This is a genomic window from Virgibacillus phasianinus, assembly GCF_002216775.1.
Classification (GTDB): Bacteria; Bacillota; Bacilli; order Bacillales; family Amphibacillaceae; genus Virgibacillus_F; species Virgibacillus_F phasianinus.
The window spans coordinates 3,170,895-3,184,495 of record NZ_CP022315.1; the positions used below are offsets into that span (position 1 = coordinate 3,170,895).

At 36.7% G+C, this 13,601-nt stretch carries 16 protein-coding genes; 2 read left to right on the plus strand and 14 right to left on the minus strand.

Annotation, left to right across the window (positions count from 1 at the left end; all coding sequences use genetic code 11):
• Positions 1-46 precede the first annotated feature (46 nt).
• The gene (gene yidD, locus CFK37_RS15335) at positions 47-295 is read left to right on the plus strand and encodes a membrane protein insertion efficiency factor YidD (RefSeq protein ID WP_089062690.1); all 249 of its coding nucleotides are present in this window, start codon (positions 47-49) and stop codon (positions 293-295) included.
• Positions 296-905: 610 nt separating this feature from the next.
• Here the strand turns inward: yidD and CFK37_RS15340 are convergent.
• The 6 genes from CFK37_RS15340 to CFK37_RS15365 form a co-directional block, all read right to left on the minus strand.
• Positions 906-1,208 carry a hypothetical protein gene (locus CFK37_RS15340; protein WP_089062691.1) on the minus strand — a complete coding sequence of 101 codons (303 nt, stop codon included), beginning with the start codon at positions 1,206-1,208 and terminating at the stop codon, positions 906-908.
• A 2-nt stretch (positions 1,209-1,210) separates the two neighbouring features.
• The gene (locus CFK37_RS15345) at positions 1,211-1,633 is read right to left on the minus strand and encodes an acyl-CoA thioesterase (RefSeq protein WP_089062692.1); all 423 of its coding nucleotides are present in this window, start codon (positions 1,631-1,633) and stop codon (positions 1,211-1,213) included.
• A gap of 109 nt (positions 1,634-1,742) precedes the next feature.
• On the minus strand, positions 1,743-1,922 hold the full coding sequence (locus CFK37_RS20550; RefSeq protein ID WP_281251596.1) for an FbpB family small basic protein: 180 nt from the start codon (positions 1,920-1,922) through the stop codon (positions 1,743-1,745).
• Positions 1,923-1,981: 59 nt separating this feature from the next.
• Complete coding sequence (locus CFK37_RS15355) at positions 1,982-2,563, minus strand: TlpA family protein disulfide reductase (RefSeq protein WP_089062693.1); 582 nt, start codon at positions 2,561-2,563, stop codon at positions 1,982-1,984.
• 154 nt (positions 2,564-2,717) lie between these two features.
• A complete protein-coding gene (gene acnA, locus CFK37_RS15360; protein WP_089062694.1) occupies positions 2,718-5,429 on the minus strand; it encodes an aconitate hydratase AcnA in 2,712 nt (903 codons plus the stop codon).
• A gap of 223 nt (positions 5,430-5,652) precedes the next feature.
• Positions 5,653-6,792 carry an ATP-binding protein gene (locus CFK37_RS15365; protein WP_245837229.1) on the minus strand — a complete coding sequence of 380 codons (1,140 nt, stop codon included), beginning with the start codon at positions 6,790-6,792 and terminating at the stop codon, positions 5,653-5,655.
• Between the two features lie 245 nt (positions 6,793-7,037).
• Here CFK37_RS15365 and CFK37_RS15370 point away from each other — a divergent pair, with 245 nt between their 5' ends.
• A complete protein-coding gene (locus CFK37_RS15370; RefSeq protein ID WP_089062695.1) occupies positions 7,038-7,463 on the plus strand; it encodes a DUF2621 family protein in 426 nt (141 codons plus the stop codon).
• 155 nt (positions 7,464-7,618) lie between these two features.
• Here the strand turns inward: CFK37_RS15370 and CFK37_RS15375 are convergent, their stop codons facing one another.
• The 8 genes from CFK37_RS15375 to CFK37_RS15410 form a co-directional block, all read right to left on the minus strand.
• The gene (locus CFK37_RS15375; protein WP_089062696.1) at positions 7,619-8,098 is read right to left on the minus strand and encodes a CcdC family protein; all 480 of its coding nucleotides are present in this window, start codon (positions 8,096-8,098) and stop codon (positions 7,619-7,621) included.
• Positions 8,099-8,172: 74 nt separating this feature from the next.
• On the minus strand, positions 8,173-8,598 hold the full coding sequence (locus tag CFK37_RS15380) for a Na(+)/H(+) antiporter subunit B (RefSeq protein ID WP_089062697.1): 426 nt from the start codon (positions 8,596-8,598) through the stop codon (positions 8,173-8,175).
• A gap of 52 nt (positions 8,599-8,650) precedes the next feature.
• Positions 8,651-9,355 carry a cytochrome c biogenesis CcdA family protein gene (locus CFK37_RS15385; RefSeq protein WP_089062698.1) on the minus strand — a complete coding sequence of 235 codons (705 nt, stop codon included), beginning with the start codon at positions 9,353-9,355 and terminating at the stop codon, positions 8,651-8,653.
• A 161-nt stretch (positions 9,356-9,516) separates the two neighbouring features.
• A complete protein-coding gene (locus CFK37_RS15390) occupies positions 9,517-9,738 on the minus strand; it encodes a YneF family protein (RefSeq protein WP_089062699.1) in 222 nt (73 codons plus the stop codon).
• 45 nt (positions 9,739-9,783) lie between these two features.
• Positions 9,784-10,242 (minus strand): sporulation inhibitor of replication protein SirA, encoded by a 459-nt coding sequence (gene sirA / locus CFK37_RS15395; protein WP_157724864.1) that lies wholly within the window; start codon positions 10,240-10,242, stop codon positions 9,784-9,786.
• A 127-nt stretch (positions 10,243-10,369) separates the two neighbouring features.
• Complete coding sequence (tkt, locus tag CFK37_RS15400) at positions 10,370-12,373, minus strand: transketolase (protein ID WP_089062701.1); 2,004 nt, start codon at positions 12,371-12,373, stop codon at positions 10,370-10,372.
• Positions 12,374-12,477: 104 nt separating this feature from the next.
• Positions 12,478-12,714: a DUF896 domain-containing protein gene (locus tag CFK37_RS15405; protein WP_089062702.1), complete on the minus strand. Its 237-nt coding sequence runs from the start codon at positions 12,712-12,714 to the stop codon at positions 12,478-12,480.
• Between the two features lie 82 nt (positions 12,715-12,796).
• Positions 12,797-13,435 carry a YneB family resolvase-like protein gene (locus CFK37_RS15410; protein WP_089062703.1) on the minus strand — a complete coding sequence of 213 codons (639 nt, stop codon included), beginning with the start codon at positions 13,433-13,435 and terminating at the stop codon, positions 12,797-12,799.
• Between the last annotated feature and the right edge of the window lie 166 nt (positions 13,436-13,601).

Here is a 13,601-nt window from a genome sequence, read left to right on the forward strand (position 1 = left end):
TCTGGGCGCTTGTGCTTGACATATCTTTTAAAAAAGGTCGATTTCTATGAAATTCGTTTTTATTGCACTCATAAATTTTTACCGAAAAGCAATTAGTCCATTTAAACCACCATCGTGCAGGTTTTATCCCACTTGCTCAGAGTATGGCCTAGAAGCGATTAAACGTTTTGGGGCGATCAAGGGTGGATATTTAACGATTAAACGTATTTCAAAATGTCATCCTTTTCATACTGGTGGCGTAGATTTAGTTCCTGAAAAAAAGGTTAAAAAAACTCGGCAATCACCCCATTCTTAGGGCGGAAGCCGAGTTTTTTCTATTTATTTTGCAAAGCTCTTTATATAACAAAGGACTGCTGCTTATGTTCTTACATTAGTCCGCTTTCTAAAGATTGTTGTTTTGTTACAAAACCTATAAACTTCGGGCACTGGATTCACCATAATTCAATACAATCATCTCAGTGATTGGAGCTGCGGGTAGTCCACTCCAGCGGGAAAATAGGCATAGGTGAGACCCCACAGAGCGTAAGGAGGCCACTGAAAAAGGTATAGATAGTACACAAACATGTGGATCTATAATCGCATCTTGAATATACTGCGCGCACCTTAGGGCGAGCGACGAGCCTCCTTGCCCCGGCAAGGGGTAGCCGACGTTGCCCGCAAAGGGCGGTTTTAGTCGGGCTTCCTTAAATGCCGTCCTCCGGGGTCTCGCCGATCTCTCACTTCCCACAGGAGTCTCCGTATATTCAAGATGCTAGGTAAAGGTGAAAAGCTGAATTTATAAAATCCACCACTTTTTCAGTGGCCTTGAGCGTAAGCTCAAGGAGGCTCACCAGCCGCCTGCGGAAATCACGTTGCTGTTACGTCGCATTTTATATCAACTGCGGTGATATTAGTAACAAACAGGTTTACATTAGACTAAACTTTTCCAATTGTTCTAGTTGATTTTCAGCGATTAATATTTCTCTTTGTTTTGCACCTAATAGATCAAAGTGTGGAAAGTTCTTATCCAAATGAATCCAATTTTCCTGTAATTGATATTTTTCACCCCAGGTAATTAGCTTTTCCATGTCACTGCAACCCACCTTTGTAACGGAATAGTATTCTGGAAATCGGCTATCCTGCCAATAATGAGTCAAGAAAGAAATATTACCTTGTTTGACGCTGGTTTTCCAACGTTGTAAATCAGCACGTTTAAGGCCAAATGCCATCCTTATTCACCTACTAATTCTTTCTTATATGCGTGGTGCCAGTCTGGAAATGCACGTTTAAGGGATAATGGCCGAAAGTTTTCTTTTTTTACAATAACATGCTTCGTTGTTCCTGTAATTGCAATATCATTTTCCTCATTTAATATTCGATACCCATAAATGGACCGTATTCCGTCATATTCAGCAAGCCAAGTCTCAACTGTTGCTTTTTCACCGTAACGAATTGGTTTTTTAAAAGATACCTGTGCATCCACAATCGGTGAAACTACATTGCTCTTTTCCATATCAGCATAATTAAAACCAAGGTATTCAATGAACTTTGTCCGGCCAATTTCAAACCAGACTAAATAATTTGCATGGTAAACAACGCCCATTTGATCTGTTTCCTGATATCTCACGTCTATGTCTGTTTTCACTATACTCAAAACATACTCCTCCTACTGGTTTCAATACATACATATTTTAGCATATTGGTTTCATAAGCATAAAAAGAAAAGCATTTCCAAACATATACGTTTTGGAAATGCCCTCTAGCTATGCTTCCTTATTTTCTTTCAGCTGCTGGTATTTCAGTTCAAATTTTGATTCAATTTTCTCCAGAACTGATTGATCCTGCATAATTTCCTTTCGGTTCTGACTAACTAATTCGTTGTAGGAAAGTCTTCTTTTTAAAGAAATAGAAATCCACTCCTTTTTTAAAAGAAGTATTCCCAAATAATTGAAAATTTATAAGGTAACGATAAGTAAAACCTTTTTAGCGAGGGCATGTCATTCTAATTTAACTTTTCCAGCATTTCAACCATAAAATCGTGAGTCATTGGCCCAATTTTTTTCGGTTGTTGAATGACACCATCAGTTCCTACAAAATAGGTTGTTGGTATCGTAATCACACCATAGTTACTGGTAACCTGAGATTCCTTGTCCAGCAGGACTGGAAATGAATAACTATTATGATCAATGTATTCGCGTACATCTTTTAAATTATTTTCCGATGTAATTGCCAAAACTTCAATTTCATCCGAATGTTGCTTGTAAAACTCCTGTAATTCCGGCATCTCTTTTTTACATGGTGGACACCAGCTCGCCCAAAAATTTATAAATACTTTTTTACCTTGTAAATCAGATAATTTAATGGTTTCACCTGACAATGTTTCCAATTCAAAATCTGGTGCCTTTTTCCCAACCTCAAGCCCCGAGTCACTGGGCGATACAATCGCAGCTCCATCTACATTCGTGTTGCCTGTAACGTCGACTTCATTGCTACCAGTATCATTATTCGGCTTATTTGTAACATTTATTATTAGAAGAACTACTAAGATTATCAATATTGCAGCAGCTAATACCTTTTTAATCATGCACTCTCTCCTCTATCATCTACAGAAATATTCACCACTAATAGTATGTGTGAATGCGTTAAAAGTAAAGCAAAAGACAGTAATGTTCATTAATTCCTCACATTAAAAAACTCCTACACTAGAGTAAATAGTGTAGAAGTTAATGTTGTATATTTTATGCTTCCAGCTTGTCACGTAGAACCATTTGCAGGATTCCGCCATGACGATAGTAATCAATCTCTACATCACTATCAAATCGTGCAATCACTTCAAATTCAGTTACTTTACCATCTTCACTTACTGCAGTAACTTTAACCAAGTCATGTGGTTTAACAGATTCATCAATTTCTACATTATATGATTCTTTACCAGTTAAACCTAGTTTATCTGCGCTTTCACCTTTTTGGAATTGTAGTGGTAATACGCCCATCATTACCAGGTTTGAACGATGAATTCGTTCAAAGCTTTCAGCGATTACCGTTTTAATTCCTAGTAAGTTGGTACCTTTAGCCGCCCAGTCACGGGAACTACCCATACCATAATCTTTACCGCCCATTACAATTAAACCAGTATCTGCTTCTTGGTATTTCATTGCAGCATCATAGATTGGCATTACTTCATCGGTTGGCCAGTAGGTCGTATATCCACCCTCTGTTCCGGGTGCCAGCAGGTTGCGAATACGAATGTTAGCAAATGTTCCCCGCATCATTACTTCATGGTTACCACGACGTGATCCGTAAGAGTTGAAATTACGCGGTGATACATTTTTATCCTGTAAATATTTACCTGCTGGCATATCTTTTGCAATTGCCCCTGCAGGAGAAATATGATCAGTTGTGACAGAATCACCGAATAAACCAATAGCACGAAGCTTGTTTAATGGTTTAACAGAACCTGCTTCTTTTGATAACCCTTCAAAATATGGAGGATTTTGAATGTATGTTGATTCATCATTCCATTTATACAATGGTTCGTCAGTGGTTTCAATTTCATTCCACTTTTTGTTTGAATCAAAGACATTTTCGTATTCTTTACGGAACACTTCTGGTTTAACTGTCTTTTCAACTTGCTCTTTAATTTCTTCCATTGTAGGCCAAATATCATTCATATAGATATCATTGCCTTCACTGTCTTTACCTAAAGGTTCTGTCACTAGGTCAATATCCACTGTACCAGCTAATGCATACGCAACAACCAGTGGTGGTGATGCAAGATAGTTAGCTTTTACAAGCGGATGAATTCGTCCCTCAAAGTTTCGGTTACCGGATAAAACGGAAGAAACAGTTAAGTCATTGTCCGCGATTGCAGTTTCAATTTCTTCTTTAAGTGGACCAGAGTTACCAATACATGTTGTACAACCGTAACCGACCAGGTTAAATCCTAATTGATCGAGATATGGTGATAATCCGGAATCATCCAAGTAACGTGTAACCACTTTTGATCCCGGTGCAAGTGATGTTTTCACATAAGCAGGTACAGTAAGTCCCTTTTCAACAGCTTTTTTAGCAATTAATCCAGCACCCAACATAACGTATGGGTTAGATGTGTTCGTACATGATGTAATTGCTGCAATTGCCAGCGCACCAGTTTTCATAACAGATGTTGAACCATCTGCATGTTTAACGGTTGCTTCTTTATCAAACTCTGATTTTTTCAATCCAAATCCTTGGTTACCAGCTGGAGCTGTAACAGCTTTATTAAATTCTTTTTTCATATCAGAAAGTGCTATTAAATCTTGTGGGCGCTTTGGTCCAGAGAGGTTTGGTTCAAGCTCGGACAAGTTAATTTCCACCAGTTCTGTATATTCAGGATCGGCTTGTTCTGATGAATACCACATATTGTTTTCTTTGCAGTATTTTTCAACCAAGTCAATATGCTCTTCATTACGTCCAGTCAAACGCAAATAATTCAAAGATTCTTCGTCAACTGGGAAAAATCCGCATGTAGCGCCATATTCTGGAGCCATGTTAGAGATGGTAGCACGGTCCGCAAGTGGCATATCCTTAAGACCAGGTCCAAAATACTCTACAAATTTGCCAACTACTGCTTTTTCACGAAGGACTTGGGTTACCTTCAGCGCTAAATCCGTTGCAGTAGTACCATTAGGGAAACTACCCGTAAATTTAACACCAATTACCTCCGGAACTGGCAAAATAGAAGCCTGGCCTAACATTCCTGCCTCTGCCTCAATTCCACCTACACCCCAACCAAGAACACCTAAACCATTAATCATAGTAGTATGGGAGTCAGTTCCAAATAATGTATCAGGAAATGCATTAAAGCTTCCATCTTCATTTTCTAATTCATGAACTACATTTGCAATATACTCAAGGTTTACTTGGTGAACAATTCCTGTTGCTGGTGGAACCGCACGATAATTGTCGAATGCCTTTTGTGCCCAGTTTAAAAATTCATACCGTTCACCGTTACGTTTAAATTCTAACTCCATGTTAGCTTGTAAGGCACCTGGTGTACCATATTGATCCACCTGTACAGAGTGGTCAATTACTAGATCCACTGGTACTTCGGGATTAATCCTATTAGGTTCTCCACCCATATCTACCATTGCTTTACGTAAAGAGGCAAGGTCGACAACTGCCGGCACTCCGGTGAAATCCTGTAAAATAACACGTGAAGGTTTAAATGGTACATCTACCCCTTTGCCTTCTTTTGTGCCCCATTTAGTTAACCCTTTAATATGTTCATCTTTAATTACCCGGCCATCATGTTGACGGAGGATTGATTCTAGTAAAACACGAATCGAAAATGGTAGTCTTGCAACTTTGCCAAGTCCAGCTTCTTCTAATGCTTTTAATTGATAATAATTATACGTTTTACCATTCAGCTCAAACTGTTTTTTAGCTTGAAATGCATCATTTTGTGCCATTATGTAATGCTCCTTTCACTCTTTATTGTCGAGGATTTATTAAAATACAAAAGCAAATCCAGGACAATCCTATTAATCTTACCTATTCATATTAAATGAAAAAAGCATATAAAACAAATGTTATATGCTATTTACCATATATTAAAATTTTATGTAAAGTGATAACAAATAGTTATATATTAAATGTAATGTTAACAATGTAAATTATACCCAATGACAAATTTTAATCACTGGGTAAAGGAAGGATTATTTTAAATGTGCTTCCCTTGCTTATATTTTGCTCTATAGCTAACCTTCCATTATGCTTTTCTAGAATTTGTTTGGTAATCATTAAACCAAGTCCGGTACCGCTTTTTTTGGTTGTGAAAAATGGTTCACCCAATTTATGAATAATTTCTTCTGGAATACCTGGGCCATCATCTATAATTGCAATTTCAAGTTCCGAGTCCGACGCGGATATGGTAATTTCAATTTCACCTTTCGCAACCATCGCCTCAATCGCATTTTTCACAATATTAATTAAAACCTGCTTGATCTGGGAACGATCACAATAAATTTTGTGTTTCTCCTGCCGCTTCCAATTAATTTCCACATTTTTTAAACGGGCTTGGGGCAGCAATAATGCTACAATCTCGTGAACCATAACTTCAACATTTTCTTCTTTACGATTATCTGTTAAAGGTTTAGAAATAAATAGAAGTTCTGATGTAATGGTTTCCATTTTTTCAATTTCATCAATCATAATTTTATAATATTCTTCTTTGCGGTTCACACCTGCCTGCAATAATTGCATGAACCCTTTTAAGGAGGTTAATGGATTACGTATTTCATGGGCGATTCCTGCTGCTAATTGCCCTGCCACTGACATCTTCTCCGAGCGGATCATCATCTCCTCAGCTTCTTTTTTATCTGAGATATCTTTCACCATGGAAATATAGAAAAACTTGCCGCTTTCATCCGAGATAATTTTTGAAACTACACACTCTGTCCAGATATATTTTCCCAATTTGTTCCGAATATTTATATTAAATTTATGGTTATTATGATCCTTTTCATCGTCGGTAAAATAGTTCCTTATATGTGACACATCTTCGGAAGACAAAAAATCATACCAGGAAACCTCCCCTAAATCATCAAGAGGATAACCTAAAATACGCTCAACAGATTTAGATAAGAACATTACTTTTCCCTTGTTATCCCAAATGGAGATTAACTCGTTGCTATTATTTTCAATCCATGTAATTATATACGGTGGCAGCTCACTCATATTCGCATAGATTCCTTGTTTCATCATTGTCTTATCTGAGCAGGACATGTTTTCACCATTCTCATCCGTATGCTCAATAAAAGAATTAGATTTCATCGCTTCACCCCTAGTTACAGATTCCAACATAAAATTGTATATAATTACTTATATGACTTTATTTATATAAATATGTCACTTGTAAGAAACCCTATGTACTTTTATAATATAACTATACAAAAAGATTAGAATGTATTTAGATCAAACTTATTAAATTAGTAATTATTAGTAATATTACTATACTTAACGTAAAAAATAAATATTTTGAATGATTTAGAAAAAGAAAATTAGAAACAGGTGATTATATGTCAATGATTGGCGAGTATTTAATTATACTATGGGGATTCTTATTAATTGGACTTATGGGCATTGGCGGTTTCTTCATGTTTCGTAAGTTTCTTAAAAAACTGCCAAAAGAAGACGGAAAATCTAATATGGACTGGGAAGAGTATTACATGGAAAAAACACGGCATATGTGGAAGAAAGAAGAAAAGGAACTATTAGAAGAACTTGTATCGCCCGTCCCTGAATTATTCCGTGATATAGCCAGACATAAAATAGCAAGTAAGATAGGTGAAGTGGCACTTAAAAAGAAAAGAAAAAAAATAACAGAAGACGTTTTAATCGAGGGATATATTGTTGCAACACCGAAACGGGATCATAAATTTCTGCGAAAAAAACTTGCAGAAAAGGAAATTGATGTAACACCGTATGAAATATATTTTGAATAAGAAAGCTCAGGATACCCTGTTAAGAAGCAGACGCATAAGGGTTCGTAGGACCTTTGCTTATGACGGCAGTTTCTGGACGCTTGCGCTTGACATATTTCCGTATAATTTCTGACCTTTTAAAATAAACGAGCTGCCTAATTTTTAGGAGCTCGTTTTTAATGTGCTTCTGAATATTTCAGCTGTTTTTCTAATCGTTTATACTTTATTAGCATCGCAATTCTCCATGTAATAATCATACCAAACGCTAATAAAAAGAACATTCCACTTGTTTCATACAACGAAATGGACCCACTAACGGCTAATTTCAAAACGATACGTAATAGGAGTAAACCAATTAAAATAAAAATAAATGATTTGGAAGGGATTAAGTAAATATCATTCTCCTTAATTTCAAACTTAGAACCAATTATTAGCAATATAGAAAAGACTACACCAACAAGAAGCGCCTCCAGTACTTGGCTTAAGCCAATTCGAAATTCAGGAAAAACAAACATTAACGCCCCGGTACTCATAAAAATTGGAGGTAAAATAATTTTTTTTACTGAAGCAGGTTTTTTGGCAGATTTCATGCGCACAAATATCATAAATCCTGCCATACATCCTGCACCTAATGTACTCATAATAATCCAAAACATGAATAATCATCTCTTTCACTATCTTCAATTGATAATTTATCGTAATTGTAGCCCCGAGTATAAATGGCTTATTATTACCGGTCATTTGCAATGGTTAGAATTATTGTTACCGTAACACCTAAAACAGTTACAAACACACCAAAGTCAAATATCATTGCCGTAGCCAGTTCAACCTCACCAAAAATAGGAAGGTGAAAATAGCCATAAGTATGTGATAAAAATGGAACATGGAATACAAAGGACCCAATGCCAGTTGACAATGCAATAAGCAGGCCAAGCGGAATCAACTTACGGTAATTAATTGGCAAAACCTTATCTACCGCCTCTATTCCATACGACATGTACATTAATAAAATTGCACCTGAAGTAACCAAACCACCAACAAACCCGCCACCTGGTGCATTATGACCAGCAAGCAATAAATAAATCGCAAATCCAAACAGGATAAAGGCGATAAGGGATGTGGTTGTTCGAAGTATGAGATCATTCGATTTATACATCATAACTTTCCCCTTTTGTCTTTATACTAATACATACACGCGAAAAAATCTATTATAATCCAGTGAATCCGAACATACCTGCTAAAAATGAGGTGAGATCGGTCATCCAGTCAAAGAATAACGCAATCCCCATTAGTATCATAATATATCCACCTATTTTCATGAAGATTGCACTATTTCGTTTAATCCAAGACAATTTTCCAATGAAAAAAGACAGAATTAAAAATGGTAATGAAAAACCAAGGATATAGCTAATCATCATTACCATACCAAGGTCCGGATTGGTCGCAGTTAACGAAATGACAACCATTAGGATAGGACCCATGCACGGTGTCCAGCCTAGAGAAAAGGCCATTCCGATTAAAAAGGAACCAATAAATCCCGCGGGACGATTTTTGAATGTAATTTTTTTATCTTTCATTAGAAACTCAAAGTTAAATATCCCGACTATGACTAACCCAAAGAAGACAATTAATATGGCACCAACCTGGCGAATAATATCCTGGTTCGCTGTTAAAAATTCGGAAACAAATGTAGTGCTGAACCCAAGTACAATAAAGATACTGGAAAACCCAATTAAGAAACATATGGTATGTAATAAACTTTTTCGTTTTAGCATGATATTATCTTCTTTTATCTCACTCACACTCATACCCGTGATATATGACAAAAAAGCCGGATACAATGGCAGTACACAAGGCGAAATAAATGATAAAAATCCTGCCCCAAACGCAATGAATATATTGATTTCTGACATAGGTAACCCTCCTGAAAACTAGTCACTTCTCATTAGTTTAACAGAAAGTGAATAGATTATCTGTTGGGAATTTGACAATATACCAACTATTTTAAATACCCCTTAATACTAAACAAGTATTAAGGGGTATGATACAGTAACTGCATTAACGTGCTTAATGATTATTTACCTTGCTGATTATTCATTGCACGCATCATTTGATTGATTTTCTTCTGAGATGGTTTTTGACCCATTTGCATCATCATAGTTCGCAGCATTTGTTCATTAATTGGTGGGTTTTTCTTTAAGTAGTTCATCATATATTTTCTTGCAATGAAGAAACCAAGAGCAACTCCAACAATGAGAGCCAATATAGCAATTAATACGACCCAAATCGTGCCCATTTCAAGTCTTCCCCCTTCATGTTGTCTCTCATACAGTATAGTAAATCAAAGAGTAGAATACAATATTTGCTCATTCAAATGATCCTTCAACTTTGTTACTGGAGAAATCCAACCATAGTTATTTAATTTATTATCCAATACAAATAAGGATGGATGGAATAATTGTAAAATAGGAAATAACAACATCTCTGCATCCTGAAGCATATTGCAACGAAAGTTTATCTGCTTTTCACTAATATGTAAAGAGATATAATGCTTATCTTGTACTATTTCTATTGAATTATTACCATCTTTCACCATAGCATTTTTATTATACAATGATTTAATTTTAGTATTCAACTCTTTTGTAGAAAAAACGCAGGTAATTTCGTTAAACTGATCGTTTATCAACTGATTTTTATTATTTTCGTGGTATTGTTTTAAAAAGCGATAGAGAATATCACTTCTATAATAATAACGTCGTGCAAATTCAATTTTTATTGGATAAATAGAATACGTATTCAACAATATCACTCCTTTTATTATTATTATACGTATTCTATTTCAAAAAAATGTCACAATGAGTTGCACATTACCACTAGTTTTGTCGATAAAGCAAAGGGCCTCAACTTATTGGAGGCCCTACTGAGTTTTATTTGATTAGTTTTTCCACTTGTTTTACAACATTTTCAACCGTGAAACCATATTCTTCCATAACCTTATCTCCGTTTGCTGATGCTCCAAATGTATCAATGCCAAGCACAGTTCCCTGGTCACCTACATAGCGTTCCCAGCCAAATGGCGATGCCATTTCAATTGCTAGACGACTTTTAACCTGTGGAGGAATTACTTCGTTACGATAAGCTGCCTCCTGTTCATTAAAACGATCCCATGATGGCATGCTGACAACATTTACATGAATGTCTTTTTCCAGTAGTTCTTTTTGTGCTCTGACAGCAAGTTGAACCTCAGATCCTGTTGCAAGGATTAACGCATCAGGTGTTTCTTTTTCACTTTTACTTATTACATAAGCGCCTTTTTTGACACCTTCATAGGCGTTTTCTTTTGTACCTTCAAGTGTCGGTAATCCTTGTCTTGTTAATACTAATGCAGTCGGCTTGTTCGTTGATTCTAAGGCCAAACGCCATGCAGCCTGTGTCTCATTTCCGTCAGCCGGACGAATTAGTGATAATCCAGGCATTGCACGGAATGCAGGTAAATGCTCGATTGGTTCATGTGTCGGACCGTCTTCTCCAACTGCAATAGAATCGTGTGTAAATACATAAGTTACCGGATTATTCATTATCGCCGACAACCGGACAGCGGGACGTAAATAATCACTGAAAACAAAGAACGTACCTGCATATACTTTTAATCCACCGTGAAGAGCCATACCATTTAGGGCCGCAGCCATTGCAAATTCACGGACACCAAACCAGATATTTTTCCCTGCATAATTATCGAGAGAAAAATCAGTTTGATTTTTTACAGTAGTTTTGTTTGAACCTGCTAAATCAGCACTGCCTCCGAATAAATTAGGGACAGCATTAGAGACCGCGTTAAGAACTTCTCCGGATGAAGCACGGGTTGCCAATTTATCTTTGCCCGGTTCATACAAAGGTAATTCTTCGTTCCAATCAAGTGGTAGTTCTCCGTTTATTGCTTGTTCCAATTTCTCTGCATCTTCAGGATACTTTTCTTTATAATTATCAAACAATTGGTTCCAATTATCTTCCACATCCTGGCCGTTTTTACCGATTTTCTCGTTGAAATCCGCATAAACTTCTTCAGGAACATGGAAGTCATCATGTGTCCACTTATAGGATTCCTTTGTAAGTTTCACCTCATCCACACCGAGTGGAGCCCCGTGCGACGCAGAAGAAGCGGATTTATTAGGTGAACCAAAACCAATGACTGTTTTAACCTCTATCAATGTTGGCTGACTCGTGTTTTCTTTCGCTTCTTTGATTGCATTACGTAATGCCTTCACATCATTACCGTCCTCAACACGAATTACCTGCCATCCGTATGCTTTAAAACGAAGCTCGGTATCATCGGAAAAGGAACGGTCCAAGTCACCGTCTAAAGAGATATCATTTGAATCATATAACGCAATTAATTTTCCTAAGCCTAGATGCCCGGCAAGTGAAGCTGTCTCATGGGAGATACCCTCCATCAGATCGCCATCACTTATTAATGCATACGTATGGTGGTCCACAATCGATAAATCTTCTTTGTTAAAAGTAGCTCCAAGATGTGCTTCAGCCATTGCCATCCCCACTGCCATTGCAATACCTTGCCCTAATGGACCAGTTGTTGCCTCAACACCATCAGTATGATGAACCTCAGGATGTCCTGGCGTTTTGGAATCCCATTGTCTGAAATTCTTCAGGTCTTCAATTGTTACATCATATCCAGCTAAATGCAGTAATCCGTATAGCAGCATTGATCCATGTCCTGCTGATAAAACAAAACGATCCCGATTAAACCATTTTGAATTTTTAGGATTCTGATTCATAAAGTCTGTCCATAGTGTGTAAGCCATTGGAGCAGCCCCCATTGGTAAACCTGGATGGCCTGAATTAGCATTTTCAATAGCATCAATAGCCAGGGTGCGAATGGTATTTATTGATAGTTCTTCTACATTTGATGACACGTAAATTCCCCTTCCTTGTCGAAACTTGTATAACCTATTCAATTCTATAATGAAAACTAGCTCGGAACAAGTATCATTTTAGCTTATTTAATCTATTAATTATTTCACTGATCCTTTTTATTATTCTTTTGCAGGTCTTTTACCTTTTGCGGGGTTACATCATTTCCTTCTGGATCCTTCACTGTCATTGTTTTAAATTGATTTTTAAAAGATGAGCGAACATTGCTTAGGTACTCTTCACGTAATCCTTTTTGTTCTTTTTTCTCTTCTACAGTTAACCCTTCATTTTTCGCTTTTTTTGAAAGTGCATTAATACGTTCCAATTTTTCTTTTGAAATCACAATATTACCTCCCTAACATATAAAAAAGCACGAACTTATACTAGTTCCTGCTTTTTAATATTACCGTTCTATTCTTGTTAATTCAAGCGTTATGGTATTCTTGGTACCTTCGATGAACTGTTGCTTTTGAAACATGATAACCTAGTCCATTTAGCGTACTTGCAATTTCTTCAAACGTTAACTTATTTTGACGTAACCGTACCACTTCCTGGATAGGAAAGTCCATCCGCTTTCTGCCACCGGCCATATTACGATTCGTCAAATTCTTACCGGGTTCATACCCTTCTCTGATGGCCTTATTCATTCCCCTTTTTATCTTAATGTTATGGATTTTACGTTGATACTCTTCTACAATTCCTACAATCTGCAAAACCATGGAATCAGATTCAGAAAACTCTAATTGCCCGTTATGGATTCCTGTATAGATTGTAATATTTAGTTTATTGAGTTGATGAAATAATGCAATCTTTGTGTTTCCTCGACCCAAACGTGTTTCATCTTGAATTAACAAGCATTCCGCATGCCGATTTGCGAAATGTTTAAGCATTTCAAAGACACCATCCCGTTCAATTTCATAGCCGCTTGCCTGCTCTTTAATAACCGCTATGACATTCATGCCCTTCGTTTCTGCTAGTGCAATTAACTCCTTTTCCTGCCTGACTAAAGAAGTTTCCTGCGTTTTCTTATCCGTACTTACACGACAATAAATGATAGTGTTCAATTTTATACGCTCCATCTAGTTCTATATTTGACTATTATTTAAGCACTGGTGACTAAAGAAAAATATAAAAATCCTAAAGTTAATGCAAATGCCACCAAATAAAATGCATCCGTCTTGCTTATTTTATCAAACATTAAAAATCAACCCTTTCCCGTTTAACAGAACT